Source organism: Citrobacter sp. MNAZ 1397 (genome assembly GCF_023613995.1).
Classification (GTDB): domain Bacteria; phylum Pseudomonadota; class Gammaproteobacteria; order Enterobacterales; family Enterobacteriaceae; genus Phytobacter; species Phytobacter ursingii.
Map to the genome: position 1 here is coordinate 595633 of NZ_JAKIVH010000001.1, position 15760 is coordinate 611392.

The 15760-nt window shown below is 43.5% G+C and carries 12 protein-coding genes; all 12 read left to right on the forward strand.

Translation table 11 applies throughout. The features are described 5' to 3' along the window. Nucleotides 1–2: 2 nt before the first annotated feature. Nucleotides 3–4250, forward strand: a complete 4248-nt coding sequence (locus L2097_RS02525) for a methyltransferase domain-containing protein (RefSeq protein WP_250352057.1) — start codon at nt 3–5, stop codon at nt 4248–4250. 11 nt (nt 4251–4261) lie between these two features. Beyond that, a complete protein-coding gene (locus L2097_RS02530; protein ID WP_250352058.1) occupies nt 4262–5596 on the forward strand; it encodes a glycosyltransferase family 4 protein in 1335 nt (444 codons plus the stop codon). A 76-nt stretch (nt 5597–5672) separates the two neighbouring features. Next, nucleotides 5673–6605 carry an NAD-dependent epimerase/dehydratase family protein gene (locus L2097_RS02535; protein ID WP_047369626.1) on the forward strand — a complete coding sequence of 311 codons (933 nt, stop codon included), beginning with the start codon at nt 5673–5675 and terminating at the stop codon, nt 6603–6605. A gap of 29 nt (nt 6606–6634) precedes the next feature. Beyond that, nucleotides 6635–7978, forward strand: a complete 1344-nt coding sequence (locus L2097_RS02540; RefSeq protein ID WP_250352059.1) for a glycosyltransferase — start codon at nt 6635–6637, stop codon at nt 7976–7978. A 46-nt stretch (nt 7979–8024) separates the two neighbouring features. Next, nucleotides 8025–9131 (forward strand): acyltransferase family protein, encoded by a 1107-nt coding sequence (locus L2097_RS02545; protein WP_250352060.1) that lies wholly within the window; start codon nt 8025–8027, stop codon nt 9129–9131. A 127-nt stretch (nt 9132–9258) separates the two neighbouring features. Beyond that, nucleotides 9259–10665, forward strand: coding sequence for an NADP-dependent phosphogluconate dehydrogenase (gnd, locus tag L2097_RS02550; protein WP_047369629.1), 1407 nt, complete (start codon nt 9259–9261; stop codon nt 10663–10665). 149 nt (nt 10666–10814) lie between these two features. Further along, entirely contained in the window at nt 10815–11930 is a 1116-nt protein-coding gene (locus L2097_RS02555; protein ID WP_250352061.1) for an FAD-dependent oxidoreductase, read from the forward strand. Between the two features lie 21 nt (nt 11931–11951). Beyond that, a complete protein-coding gene (locus tag L2097_RS02560; protein WP_250352062.1) occupies nt 11952–12962 on the forward strand; it encodes a glycosyl transferase family 2 in 1011 nt (336 codons plus the stop codon). Nucleotides 12963–12976: 14 nt separating this feature from the next. Then, a complete protein-coding gene (locus tag L2097_RS02565) occupies nt 12977–13762 on the forward strand; it encodes an NAD-dependent epimerase/dehydratase family protein (protein ID WP_250352063.1) in 786 nt (261 codons plus the stop codon). After that, complete coding sequence (locus tag L2097_RS02570) at nt 13759–14571, forward strand: sugar phosphate isomerase/epimerase family protein (RefSeq protein WP_250352064.1); 813 nt, start codon at nt 13759–13761, stop codon at nt 14569–14571. The genes L2097_RS02565 and L2097_RS02570 overlap by 4 nt, the downstream gene beginning before the upstream one ends. A 15-nt stretch (nt 14572–14586) precedes the next feature. After that, on the forward strand, nt 14587–14943 hold the full coding sequence (locus tag L2097_RS02575; RefSeq protein WP_085006472.1) for a DMT family transporter: 357 nt from the start codon (nt 14587–14589) through the stop codon (nt 14941–14943). A 17-nt stretch (nt 14944–14960) separates the two neighbouring features. Further along, nucleotides 14961–15752 (forward strand): glycosyltransferase family 2 protein, encoded by a 792-nt coding sequence (locus L2097_RS02580; RefSeq protein ID WP_250352065.1) that lies wholly within the window; start codon nt 14961–14963, stop codon nt 15750–15752. The last annotated feature ends 8 nt before the right edge of the window (nt 15753–15760 follow it).

Consider the following 15760-nt stretch of genomic DNA (forward strand, 5'->3'; position numbering starts at 1 on the left):
AAATGAAGAATATTGAAAACGCTGACGTTATAGTACGCGAAATTTTGAACTCATGTGGTGGACAGAAGTTTCTTCATATTGGCGCAGGGAATGGCCAATTAGTACAGGAACTGCTTTCCTCTGGGATGGATGCACAGGGTATTGACGATTCAAGCGAAGCGGTAGCATATGGCAATAGTTTTATGCCAGAACGTTTTACCCTTGGCGTTGCATCGAAATTACCTTATGCAGATAAGGCATTTGATACAACTGTCGCGCTTTATAGCCTTGAATACATCAACCCGGATGAGCTGACTCAGGCTGTTCGGGAAATTAAGCGCGTTACGAAACGTTCGATTTATCTTCGTGTCACCACAGGTAATCAACAGGAAAATGACCCGCGCTCCATTGTGCTTGGGCGTAATGAATGGGAACGCATTTTCTTTGCCGAAGGTCTTCGCAAGCATCCTTCTTACTATCTGATCAACGATTATGAAGCATTAGGACGCGAAAGCGGAGAAGCAATTATCCTGCTGGAATGTATTCCAGAAACGGCTCTTGAGCGCTATCCGCTGGAAGCGTTGAAAGAAGAGCGCGACCTGCATATGGACATGACGCGTGAAGCTGGTGAACGTTCAGATGCTCATATCGCACGTTACCAGTGGGCTGCTACCTTCGTGCGCCCGGGAGATACTGTACTCGATGCCGCATGTGGGTTGGGTTATGGTAGTTATCTGTTGCAGTGTGGGACTATGGCTGGCAAAACCATCGGCATCGATGGCAGCAATTATGCAATAGATTATGCCAACCTTAATTTCGTACCTAATGTGAGTAATCTCAGCTTTTCTGCGGGAATGCTTCCAGAAGCACTTTATGATTTTGCCGATCATTCAGTAGATGTTGTGGTCTCGTTTGAAACGCTTGAACACATATCTGACCCTGAAACCGTGCTTAAAGAGTTCCAGCGTATTCTGACGCCTGGCGGCCGTATCATTGTTAGCGTGCCAAATGACTGGAGTGATGAAACCGGTGAAGATCCGAACCCATTCCACCTGCATGTGTATACGTTAGATAAATTGCGCGATCAGATAAAAGCGCAATTCCAGTTGGAAAATATTACTGTTCAATCCGCAACACATTATAAAGAAAAAGCGGGAAGTAAAAACTGGGTTGCTGCGAAACGAGAGCTGTATAGCATTCCGACTGATGCTGAAGAATCCACTGCACCTGCATCAGAATGGTGGCTGGCTGTAGGGATGAAATCGCCGCTTAATGGCGAAGAGGTTGTTTATCACGATACACAGCATAAAACATTTTCCGATCCTGACTGGAATGTTACAGCCTTCTCGCGTGATTATAAAAATCCCTGGCTTGTCCGTGCCATGGTCGATATTGGCTGGAGGCAAAGAAATGATGATGCGCTCAAAGAGCTTGCTGAAATTGTTTATGACACCAATCATGATAACAGCGCCGATACGGGTGCAGCGCTTTGCGTCAGAGCTTACCAATTATTAAATGGTTCAGTTCCCTCGTCTATTGATGAACTCAAGCAAATTTCTGAGCGCATTGATGAATACGTTCTTCTTAAACCAGTAACACCACACGCGATCCGTTGGATGATTTCGCTCCACTTCGTGATGGCAAGATTGTGGTTAAAAGCTGGCCTGCATTCGCAGGCACGCACATCATTTGAGAAATGTGTTGCAATCGATCCGCTGGTATTTAGCCCCTTGTTAGCAAACCGGGTTGTTGAAGCTCGTTTATACCTTGGTGTCATTCGGCTTAATTCCAATGATGAATCAGGTGCGCGCGAAGAATGGGCAGCAGGTATTGAACTTGCTTATCGAGCTCTGAATGCTGACTGGAATCAAAGTCTGGGTGATTTACGCGACCCGGTAGAATTTGGTTTACCAGAATTATCGTCGATTCTCGATTATGCAAGTAATTGCGCATATGCCCTGGTTAATCTGGATAGTTTTAAAGATAAACCCTGGTGGTGGTTGCAGTTGCGCCGTAGCCCGCAGGCTCAGGCGGCATCACTTAGAGCGCTTAACGTTGCGCTTAGGTCGCAAATTTCTTCATTGAATAAATATGCTGCCTTACTGGAAGGGAATAATAAATCCGTAACATCTTTACAGGAAGAAAATACTCAGCTTCTGAATTCTCTGGAGGGTAATAACAAATCTCTGGAGGCTTTACAGCAAGAGAATCAACGTTTATTGAATTCCCTTGAAGGCAATAACCAGGCGCTGGTCTCTCTTCAGAGCGAAAATATCCGTTTACTCCGATCACTGGAAGATAACAGCCTTGCTGTGTCAGAACTGCAAGCTAAGAATGCCAAACTTAGCGAAACCATTGAAGACAAAGAATTAGCTCATACAAATCTGGAAAGTGAGAATAAAATTCTTGCGAATTCCCTTGAAGAGAACAGTCAGGCTTTGGATGCGCTGAAAGGGGAAAATAGCTATCTGCTGACTTCGTTAGATGAGAATAGTCAGGCACTTGATGCATTACGTGAAGAAAATAAAAAGCTGATCGCTTCTCTTGATGAAAACAGCCAGGAATTGGCTGCATTGCAGGATAGAAATACCCAGCTTTGGAATTTTCTTGCCATTATTTCTGGGTGTGAAGTAACGCAATACCCAGCGATGGATAAGAAGATTGAGATTATCAAGTCTCTTTACCAGCTGTTTAATAGTGATCATTTAACCGAACAAGCTGAAACTGCTGCCGATCTTAATTGCCTGCTCACGCAAAACAACGTACTCATGCGCGAGCGCATTCTTGAATTCAGCAAAATGCCTGCTGAAAATGAAGAACTCAAAAAAGCAGTTTCGGTGAAAGAAACAACGATTCTTGCGCAGAACGCACTCATCACGAAGCAGCAAGAAACACTGGCAGGGCTTGAGCACACAATCCAACTTAAGGACCAGGCCATCGCGGAGCAATCAGCGAATATCAGTCAGTTAAATGCGATTATGCATACCCGTATAATGCGTTTGCGTAATGTAATGCTTTACCAGCCATGGGGAGCGCGTAAGGTCATGCATATGACTTACCTTGCCACATCCTTAATGACCCCTATGGTATTGCGCCGTAAGGTATCTCCGCTAACGGGATGGCTGCGAGGTCGTTTCTCACGTAGACCACAGCCGGTGGGGGCACCCGTTGAAACCGTTGACGAGAGTAGTACAACTCCGGTTACTGAAAACACGGGTTATCTGGTCAAAATGCCTGTGACGAAGCCTGGTGCTCCGAAGATTGCCCATGTCATCGCCAACTTTATGACTGGCGGGTCCTCGCGTCTGGTTGTTGATCTTGTCGAATATTTGGGAAGTGATTATGAGCAATTTGTTCTGACCAGCTACGCGCCAAACCCGCCAGCTTACGTCGGATTGCAGATTGATGAGCAACGCGACTGCAATGATATCACGCCATTTATTAACTACTTTAAATGGAAGCAACCTGATTTTGTTCACGTCCATTATTGGGGGGATGTGGATGAACCCTGGTATGCTCAGGCTATTGAAGCGGCTCGAGTGCTCAATATTCCGGTCATTGAGAATATTAATACCCCTATCGCACCTCATTTTTCGGAAGCGGTTAAACGTTATGTATATGTGAGTGATTATGTACGCCATGTATTTGGTCGTCCGGATGATTCTCATGTAACTGTTTACCCAGGTTCTGATTTTTCACATTTCATGCGTAACGATGATGATCCTGTTCCACCAGATTGTGTTGGGATGGTTTATCGTCTTGAGCGCGACAAATTGAATGAAGATGCGATTAAACCTTTTATTGCGATCGCACTGAAACGGCCACAGACGAAAATTCTTATTGTCGGTGGCGGCAGCTTGTTGGCACCATTCCAGGAAGCAGTAAAAGAAGCGGGCGTGGAAGCACAATTTGAGTTTACCGGCTATGTCGAGTATGACACTTTGCCTGATTATTATCGCCGTATGTCACTCTTTATCGCTCCTGTGTGGAAAGAGAGTTTTGGACAAGTCAGTCCTTTCGCAATGAATATGCGCGTTCCCGTCATCGGTTATGATGTTGGCGCAATTAGTGAAATTGTGAATTCAAAAGCAATGTTGGCACCGGCCGGAGATGCTGAGAGATTAGCTGATATAGCCATTGACTTACTTAATAATGACGAACTGCGTGCAATGTTAGGACGTGAACATCAACAACGGGCGGTGGGTCATTTCTCCGTGCAGGCGATGATTAGCGCTTATGCTGGTTTGTATGCTGAGATAACGGAAAAATAATACGGCGCAATATGAAAATTGTATTTTTTGTACATTGTTTCTTCCCCGACCATTTCTATGGTACAGAAACCTATACATTAGGTTTAGCGAAACATTATCGTGATTGGGGTCATGATGTGGCTGTCGTTTCCGCCGTGTTTCAGGGGGAACCTAAACAACCTGAGTTGATTAATCGCTATACATGGGATGACATTCCGGTAATAGCAATTGATAAAAATGCCATTCCGCACTCGCGAATTAAGGAAACATACTATCAGCCTGAAATGCGTGATGTACTGACTGATGTTCTGCAAGAGCTTAAACCAGATGTCGTCCATATCACACATTTGATCAACCATACGGCTGTATTGTTGGAAGTCACAGGCAAATTGCAAATTCCAACATATACAACATTTACGGATTTCTTTGGCTTTTGTTTCAATAATAAGCTGGAGGCTGCAAATGGAGATTTGTGCGCCGGGCCATCTGCCTCACGTGCAAACTGTGTTGCATGTTACCTTAAAGAGTCAGCACAAAATGGCTATGCCAGTGGGTGGATGAAAAAAGCGGCAATGCCAACTGCTGCGACTATCATTGCAAAAGGGCTTGTAGGTACTCATAAAGCCGGCCTGTTAAAAAATGGCTATTTACAAGGGCTGGCCGAAGATCTTATCCGCCGCCCGGAAACCTTATCCTACTTGTACAATACCTACTATAAGGGCGCTGTTGCCCCAACAGCATTCCTGAAAAAAGCATACGAAAGTAATGGAATTTCGGTTCCAATGACTAAAATTTGGTTTGGCATTGATATTGACCGGTTGCCGAAGCCAGAGCGTAGCAATGAGCATATTCCAGTCATCGGCTATATCGGACAAATTGCGCCTCACAAAGGCACCGATTTACTGATTGAGGCGTTTAAACAGCTTCCTAAAGGCAGTGCTCAGCTCAAAATATATGGCCCAACGAATCAGTCTCTGAGCTATATGGAAGAGTTGCGAAAAATAAGTGAGGGTGTTGATGGTATCACCTTCATGGGGACTTTCGAACAATCGCGTACCGCTGAAATATTCCGCGATATCGATCTGTTTGTTATTCCTTCACGCTGGTATGAAAACAGTCCGCTGGTACTTTTAAATTCATTGGCGACACATACTCCCGTTGTTGTTTCTGATGTTGAAGGTATGACCGAGTTTCTAACCGAAGGGGAAAATGGTTTCAGCTTTAAACGTGGTGATTCAGATGATCTGGCGAAAAAATTGTCTTATATAATTCAGACTCCTGGGTTATTAAGAAAATTGTCTTTGACAACAGAATATCTGCGTACAACAAAGGTTATGGCAGAAGAAACATTTAGCCTGTATCAGTAAACTAATTTTAAACACCGGATAATTCTTTATCCGGTGGAAGTTTGATTAGACAAAATTATTGTGACTCGGAGGGAAAATGAAACTTGTGGTCTTTGGCGGTGGTGGATTCATTGGATCAGCAATTTGTGAGCGTTTATTAGCGGATGGCCATCAATTAAGAATTTTTGAGCGCCCACGCGTTCCACCTTATCGCCATTTTGCAGAAAATGAGCATGTTGAGTGGACCACCGGTGATTTCAGTAGTACACATGATTTGCGCGATGCCATAGAAGGTATGGATGGTGTTGTTCATCTTGTATCCACGACATTGCCCAAAAGTTCAAATGAAGATCCTGTTTACGATGTCGAGACAAACATCGTACCAAGTTTGCATCTACTGAACGCTATGGTTGAGCATCAGGTGAAACGGATAGTTTTCATTTCATCTGGCGGAACCGTTTATGGTAATCCGCAATATATTCCAATCGATGAAAAACACCCAACTGAACCCGTTGTTTCATACGGTATTACGAAACTGGCGATTGAAAAATATTTGCATATGTTTAGTAAATTGCACGGCATCAAAGCTGTAACACTGCGCGTGGCAAATCCCTATGGAGAACGGCAACGCGTTGAAACCGCACAGGGTGCGATCGGTATTTTTATGCATAATATCTTAAAAGATAAGCCGATCGAAATTTGGGGCGATGGTAGCGTCCAACGTGATTATATTCATGTGAGCGATGTAGCTGATGCCTTTGCCAAAGCCATTACTTATAATGGCGATAAGGAATGTTTTAATATTAGTTCAGGTAAAGGTATTAGTCTGAATGAGTTGGTCGAGATGATGAAAAGTATTATCGCACAACCTGTTCAGGTGAATTATAAACCTGGCCGTTCGTTTGATATTGATATTAGTGTGCTGTGTAATCAACTTGCCCGAAACGAGCTGAACTGGGAACCGCAAGTAACAATGCAAGAAGGCCTGACGCGTACAGCAGCATGGATGAAAGAGACGTTGCAAAAATAAATTGCAAGTCAGTGATTGAGTGAAACTCTATGCGAATATTGCTTACTGTCCATCAGTTCTTCCCTGATTTTAAAGCTGGAACTGAGGTTTTGACACTTTCAGTGGCGAAAGAACTGATTGCTATAGGGCATGAAGTACATATTTTTACTGGGCATCCAGGTGCTGCAAATCTTAGCGATGCTGAACGTTTTGAGCAATTTGAATACGAAGGAATAACTGTTTCTCGGTTTCATCATGCATATGTGCCTATGCATGGGCAAACGTCGATGATTGAAATTGGGTATTATAACCTATTGGCTCAGCATTATTTTAATGAAATCGTTACGGAATTTCGTCCGGATTGCGTTCACCACTTTCATTTGAATCGCCTGGGCATCGGTTTAATCGATTCTCTTTATATGAAGGGAATACCCCAATTTTATACACCTACCGATTTTTGGATGATCTGTCCGACAGCTCAACTCATGTTGGGTGAAGGGCGTTATTGTGATGGACCGGATTCGGATGCTGGTAACTGCATTAAACATTTCACCCGTGACAGATTAAAAGGGCTGGCAGGTGGATTAATTGACAAAGTTCCAGATGTTGTTTTTGCTAAAGTTTCAAGTATCACGAAGAATTGTCAGCTTATTGAGTACCCGATGAGTAATGAAGTCCGTGCGCTTAACAAAAGATTAAGTAATACAGTCGGAGCATTAAATAAACTTAATGGTATTGTTTCACCTAATGATTTCATGACGAACTTATTCGTCAAATATGGTGTTAACAGTAAGCTTATTTATAATTGTCAATTCGGCGTTGATGTTGCTTCCGTCGTTTCTGCTCAGCGAACAACTAAGGAAGATCAGAAATTACAACTTGGCTTTATTGGAACGTTAGCGCCTCATAAAGGGTGCCATATTCTTATCAAAGCCTTGCAAGATCTACCACCAGTATCGGTTAAATTAAAAATCTATGGCAGTAACATAGATTTTCCGGACTATTTTGAAGAACTGAAACAGCTTGCACAGGGAAATTCCAATATTGAGTTTTGTGGTACTTTTCCGAATGCCGATATTGGCAAAGTGATTGCGCAATTTGATGCACTAGTCGTGCCTTCGATTTGGTATGAAAATACTCCGTTAGTTATTTACTCTGCACATGCATGCCGCTGTCCGGTAATTGCATCAAATCTACCTGGTATATCCGAAGTGGTTGAAAATGAAGAAAATGGTCTTCTATTTGAAGCAGGTAATAGTGTAAAGTTAAATGCACTGCTCAGAGGGCTTTTATCTGATCCCGATAAATTACAGCGGCTTGGGAATAAATGTAAGTCACCGCTAAGTGTTGCGGAATATACATCAAAACTCATTTCTATTTGGTCGGACAATTAAACGTGATTTTATGGTCATGTTCTTATTACATTGAAATAGGTGATTAATGTCTTCTATGACAACAGTTCAGCACAAACCACGTATTGATGGGCCAGATATTCTACGTGGGATTTCTGCGTTATCAGTTATTGTTGTACATCTCATTGGTAATTCAGGTTTAAAGTTTCCTCATTATATTGAGAAAATTGGCGGTCATTTTACTGCGTGCGTAACTTTCTTCTTTGCTATAAGTGCATTCTCAATAGCATATTCATATGGGGATAATGTTTTTTCGAGAGATAAATTTCATTCTTTTTATTTGAAACGTATATTTAGATTAGCACCGCTATTTTATTTGGCTTTTTTTGTTGAAGCATTTATTGTCTATATATTATACAATCATTCTCCTGATCCTTTTGCTGCATTTTTATCCTTTAGTTTTTTATTTAGTCTGGTCCCAACAATGCAAGATAGCCTTGTCTGGGCGGGATGGTCACTAGGTATTGAATGGCTGTTCTATTTGATTTATCCATTATTAATTTGTTTTATTAGGACGAAGTCAATTGCTATCCTCGCTTGGGGTATCGCTTGTTATGTTTCAGTTCAGATGTTAAAAATAGAAGCACCATACACCAGTTTATATATGAATATTCTCAACCACATGCCATTTTTTATCAGTGGTATCCTGGCTTACTTGCTCATGCCGGAAATGGAGAAGATTCGAGGGAAACTAAATAAGAATGCTAATTTAGTATCATTGCTTGTTCTTGTGTGTGTTGGTATCTATCTGCTTAATTACTTTTATTCTGATAACAATACTATAAACCTATATATAACCTATTCATTAGCTTGGTTGATCTTGATTTCAATATCTGTAGTAGGTTTTCCGCATTTTTTAAACAACGTTTTTACTCGATTCTTAGGTAAGGCGAGTTATAGTATCTATCTCAATCACTCAATCGTTATTTTATTTTTGAAGCTCTCAGGCTTTTTTAATTACATTTCTGTTACTATTGAGTCTGGTGAGGCTTCTTTTTGCATTGCAATGTTAACGGTAAGTACAATAACACTAATTATGTCATACTTCACTTATCATTATGTTGAAATCCCAGGGATGGCTTTAGGTAAAAAAATCCTTGCTTATAAATCAGTCAGGTTAAAACAACCCACTTGATTTGTGTTAACACGGTTATCAAAGTAAGTATTATTAAGAGATTTGCAAATTAGAGCTCAAAAAGTATTTTTCGGAATATTATTCTTTTGCTAATCTTACGTGAGTTCACACCTGACAGGAGTAAGTAATGTCTAAGCAACAAATCGGCGTTGTTGGTATGGCCGTGATGGGGCGCAACCTGGCGCTTAACATCGAAAGCCGTGGCTATACCGTTTCCGTTTTCAACCGCTCCCGCGATAAGACCGAAGAAGTGATTGCCGAGAACCCCGGCAAGAAGCTGGTTCCATATTACACCGTGAAAGAGTTTGTTGAATCCTTAGAAACTCCCCGTCGCATCCTGTTGATGGTGAAAGCGGGCGCTGGCACAGATGCTGCTATTGACTCCCTGAAACCCTATCTGGAAAAAGGCGACATCATTATTGATGGCGGTAACACCTTCTTCCAGGACACCATTCGTCGTAACCGCGAACTGTCTGCTGAGGGCTTTAACTTTATCGGTACCGGTGTGTCCGGTGGTGAAGAGGGCGCACTGAAAGGCCCATCCATCATGCCTGGCGGTCAGAAGGATGCCTATGAACTGGTCGCACCGATCCTGACCAAAATTGCAGCCGTTGCCGAAGATGGCGAGCCCTGTGTGACCTATATCGGTGCTGACGGTGCGGGCCATTACGTTAAAATGGTTCACAACGGTATCGAATATGGCGACATGCAGTTGATTGCAGAAGCCTACTCTCTGCTGAAAGGTGGTCTGAACCTGTCTAATGAAGAGCTGGCCACCACTTTTAGCGAGTGGAATAAAGGCGAGCTGAGCAGCTACCTGATCGACATTACCAAGGACATCTTCACTAAAAAAGATGAAGAGGGTAACTATCTGGTCGATGTGATTCTCGATGAAGCGGCCAACAAAGGTACGGGTAAATGGACCAGCCAGAGCTCGCTGGATCTCGGCGAACCGCTCTCCCTGATCACTGAATCCGTATTCGCACGCTATATCTCGTCGCTGAAAGAGCAGCGCGTTGCCGCATCTAAAGTTCTGAGCGGTCCGCAGGCTCAGCCTGCTGGCGATAAAGTGCAGTTTATCGAGAAAGTCCGTCGCGCATTGTATCTCGGTAAAATCGTCTCTTATGCTCAGGGTTTCTCTCAGTTGCGTGCCGCATCTGACGAATACAATTGGGATCTGAACTATGGCGAAATCGCGAAAATTTTCCGCGCTGGCTGCATCATTCGTGCACAGTTCCTGCAGAAAATTACCGATGCATACGCAGAAACACCGGCAATTGCTAACCTGCTGCTGGCACCTTACTTTAAGAAAATTGCCGATGAGTATCAGCAGGCTTTGCGTGATGTTGTGGCCTATGCCGTACAAAATGGTATTCCGGTGCCGACTTTTGCCGCTGCGGTTGCCTATTACGATAGCTACCGTGCTGCGGTACTGCCGGCAAACCTGATTCAGGCTCAGCGTGATTACTTTGGCGCACATACTTATAAACGTACTGATAAAGAAGGCGTGTTCCATACGGAATGGCTTGATTAATTAGTTAATTTTATAATATTAGAATATACAAGGCCATCCAAACGGATGGCCTTATTTTGAAATAAGTTTTAATTTAAAGTTATTTCTGACCTTCTGGAATGTAAAAGGAATAACATAAATCTCATTTGATTAAAGGCATTAATGCAATCATGCGCAAAGATATAATAATTGTCGGCGGTGGTTTTTTTGGCATGTACCTTGCCGAGCAATTTTCTCTGTTAGGACACGGAGTCAAACTCTTTGAGAAAGAGAGTAACTATATGTCCCGCGCGTCTTATAATAATCAGGCTCGTGTGCATAATGGTTACCACTATCCCCGAAGTATATTAACCGCTTTACGCTCTCGCATCTCTTTCCCCCGTTTTGTTGAAGAATTTAGAGATTGTGTAGATTCTGATTTTGATAAGTATTATTTAATCAGCGAATTGCTTGGCAAAGTGTCAGCAGGGCAGTTCCGTATGTTTTGTAAGCGTATCGGTGCCGATTGCGATGTAGCGCCAGCTAAAATTCAGAACATGGTCAACCCACAATTGATCGATGCCTGTTTTACGGTCAAAGAGTTTGCATTCGATGCATTCAAGCTTCGTGATATGATGTTGCAACGCCTGGAGAGTTCTACCGCAGAGTACCGTTGTGGTTACTCGGTAGATAAAGTCGAAAGCAGTAATGACAGAATTACAGCATATGTACGCAACATAAATAGTGGGGAAGTTGAGACCCATCATGCTGATCATGTCTTTAATTGCACCTATTCACATTTGAATTATTTGCTTGATAATTCCGGGATTGAACTTATTCCACTTAAGCATGAAATGACGGAAATGTGCCTGGTTGATGTGCCCGATGAATTAAAAAAAACCGGGTTTACGATCATGTGCGGCCCATTTTTCTCGGTGATGCCTTTCCCTTCTGTAGGCCTGCATTCTTTTAGTCATGTACGCTATACGCCGCATTATGAATGGCACGATACACCGGGTGAAAAATACCGCGACTCGCATGTGAAATTTGATGAGGATCAGAGAAACAGCGCATGGCAGTATATGGTTAAAGATGCCTCTCGCTATATGCCTATTCTCAATGATTGTCGTTATGAACGGTCGCTCTGGGAAGTAAAAACGTTGTTGCCACGTAGTGAAACAGATGACTCTCGTCCTATTCTTTTCAGACCAAATCATGGCATGAATGGGTTTCATTGTATTATGGGTGGCAAGATAGATAACGTATATGATGCCGTTGAAGCAATTAAGAAAATGAACGTTATTTAAGAATAAAAAGAGACTACACAAGTGAAAAGCGAATCTTTTGTTTCTGTTGTTTTAAAAACACATGATCTCTCGGGTGAATTGTCATCGAAATTACGGCAGATCCAGCAATTACTGGATGTAAATTATAGTGATTACGAAATTTTAGTTGTTTCTAAAGGACCTTATCGTGACGTACCGAGAAAGTCCGCAGTGGATCAAATTTTAGAGACTATTCCCAGCGTGCGCTTTATGCAGCTTTCCGGTGCAGCACATGATGATGTGGTTTGGGCTGCCGGGCTTGAAAATGCGATCGGCGATTTTGTGGTTCTTTATGATCATTTGACCGACCCGGTCGACGTTATTCATCGCGCCGTTGAAGAATGTAAGTCTGGTTATGATGTCGTTGTCGGTGTTTCTAACCAGCCTCTGCCATGCGTATATCGCTTCATGCGTAATACCGCGTCGCGCATCCTGAGTGCCATTGATTACCATATTCCAAAAAACTCTACCGGTCTGCGCTGCTTAAGTCGTCGTGCGGTGAATGCAGTGACGGATACTGGCCGTTTTCATCACCAGTTTTATCTGCGTATCCAAAAGACTGGCTACCCGATAAGCGAGTTGGTTTATGAACCAATTAGCGAAAATCATGTTAAAAAATCAATTATGTATGGTTTTCGTAATTTAGTCCGACTGATGGTCTTTAACTCTTCACGGCCACTGCGCTGGATGTCAGTTGTTGGAACCATCGGAAGTACAAGCGCGTTGCTGTTTGCTATCTACAGTATTGTGGTCAATCTCATTAATGGCCATGTTGTGGAAGGGTGGACGACAACCATTCTGTTTATGTCGGTGCTTTTTATGCTCCAGTTCGTCATGCTGGCGTTTTTTGGTGAATACCTCAGCCGACTGCTGGATGATCGAAGCGAGCAAGCGGCTTATTCCGTCGTATTTGAGAAAAACAGCGCGGTAATGGTTAATCAGGACCGCGTAAACGTTTTAAACGATGCTACTGCTGAAGAGTCTAATCTTGTGCAGACCGGACGCGACCGATAATTACAGGAGAGAATATGGCCAAGGCGTTAATTGGATATACCGGGTTTGTTGGCACCACATTGATGAAGCAAACTCAGTTTGACGATTTTTATCGTTCAACAAATATCAACGATATTAAAGGTAAAAAATTCGATCTTGTCGTCTGTGCTGGCGCTCCAGCGCAGAAATGGATTGCCAATGCCGATCCGCAGGGTGACCGTGAGAAAATTGACTCATTGATTGCCTGCCTCGACAGTATTGAATGCGAGAACTTTGTCTTAATCAGTACGGTTGATGTTTTCAAAACCCCTGTGGGTGTTGATGAAAATACACCGATTGATGTGCAGGATCTGCATGCTTATGGTCTGAATCGCTACCGACTTGAGCAGTTTGTTGCGCAAAAATTTTCACGCCATGTGATCGTGAGATTACCGGGTCTCGTCGGCCCCGGGCTGCGTAAAAATATCATTTTCGATTTTCTTAATGATAATAATGTCGACAAAATTGAAAGCCGTAGCGTTTTTCAGTTCTATCCGATGGTTAACCTTTGGTTTGATATTAACAAAGCGCTTGAAAATAATATCCCCCTTGTTCATCTGACCGCTGAACCTGTTTCTGTTGCACAAATTGCGGGTGAAGGCTTTGGTTTCGAATTCACCCGACAACAGGCTGCGTCCCCCGTTTCTTATGATATGCGCAGCGTATATGGCACATTATTTGGCGGCACCGCGCATTACCAGTACTCTGCGAAGGAAACGCTACAGGCGGTCAGACATTACGCGCAGTCAGAACCTAAGAAAGCTCAGGAAGATAAGAAATGAGAATTTCTATCTCAAACCTTGCCTGGGATGTTCGTGAAGATGTTGACGTATTGTCTTTGCTTAAAGAGTTTCAGGTTGATGCTATCGATATTGCGCCTGGGAAATATTTCCCTGAGCCAGCCAAAGCAACAACCGCCGATATCCTGACGGTAAAGACCTGGTGGAAAGAGCAGGGGGTTGACATTATCGGCATGCAATCACTCTTATTCGGTACCACAGGGTTAAATGTATTTGGTTCGCAAGCGGTCCAGGAAAAACTGCTGGAGCATTTAGCTGATATTTGTCGTATTGGGTCCGTTCTGGGTGCCACCCGACTGGTGTTCGGTTCGCCAAAAAATCGTGATTGCAGCGGCCTCAGCGCTGCAGAAACAGAGCGTGTTGCTCATACGTTTTTTCGCAGGCTTGGGAATATTGCTGCCGATCAGGGTGTCATTGTCTGCCTGGAGCCCAACCCGGCGGTTTATGGCGCCAATTTTATGACAACAAGCAGTGAGACCTGTGATGTTGTCACGGCCATCGCTCACCCCAACATTAAAATGCAACTTGATACCGGGGCCGTCATTATTAACCGGGAAAGTATCGAGGCTGTCGTGGCACAGGCGAAGGATGTTATCGGCCATGTGCATATCAGTGAGGCGCAACTTGCAACGGTTGGCGATACGTTCCCCGGACATGCCGCGCTGGCAGAAGTGTTAAAAACGCAATTGGCAACTTTTCCGGCCACGATTGAAATGCTTGCTACGAAAGAGGAGTCGCATCTCGTTTCTATCCGCCGCGCTCTTTCTTATGTCACTTCCTTATATCGCTAAACAGGTACCACAACCTTGAAATGGTTAATTCTCATTTTAGGCATTGCATGTAATGCCTCAGCCAGTGTTTTAATTAAAATGGCAATGATGCCACCGCGTAAATTCCCTTCACTGGCAGACCCGCTCGCGTCATTAACAAACTGGCCGTTCTGGTTAGGGCTGGCGCTGTATGGTGGCGCATTTGTCCTGTATGCCGCATCGCTTGCAGTATTGCCACTTAACATTGCACACCCCGTACTCACAACTGGTGCGGTTGCAGCGGTGGCAATACTGTCGGTCGTTGTTTTTAACGAAACATTTCACTGGACGACCATACTGGGTGTTGCCTTTGTTATCGTCGGTGTTGCATTAATCACCTCGAAAGCGGCTTGAGAAGAATGGATTTTGCTATGACTCACGAAAAAAAATGGGAAGTTCCTGCATACAATGTCACTCTGTGGACGGAAAAAAAGCACGATGCTTGCGTCGTGATTCCGGTCATTAATGAAGGTAACCGCATCGTCAGCCTGCTCACGAAGATGAACAATCTGAATATTAGCGGCATTGCCGATATCATTATCGTGGATGGCGGTAGTACAGATGGCTCGCTGGAAACAGAAAATTTAATAAAACTTAACGTCAGCGGCTTGTTAGTAAAAACGGGGCCAGGTAAGTTAAGCGCACAATTGCGCTGCGGCTACGCGTTTGTTCTGGAAAAAGGCTATAAGAATATTATTACCATTGACGGTAATGACAAGGACGATCCTGCGCCTATCCCGGAATTTATCGCCGCGTTAGAACAGGGGTATGATTTTGTACAGGCCTCTCGCTTTGTGAATGGTGGCGTGGCGGTTAATACACCTAAATCGCGTGATTTCGCGATAAAATTCATCCACGCACCCGTATTGAGTATTGCTTCAGGTTTCCACTGGACTGATACAACGCAGGGATTCCGCGCGTACAGCAGTAAAATGTTACTGGACGAGCGTGTTGCGCCATTCCGTGATGTATTTATGACGTATGAGTTATTAGCCTATCTGTCATATATTGCGCCAAAACTCGGTTTCCGTTGTATCGAACTGCCGACCTCACGTATCTACCCGGAAGGGGAAGTACCGACAAAAATCAGCAGCTTTAAGGGTAATTTAGCTGTATTGAAGATCTTATTTAAATCCTGCCTGGGACATTATAATAAACGCTGAGAAGAACC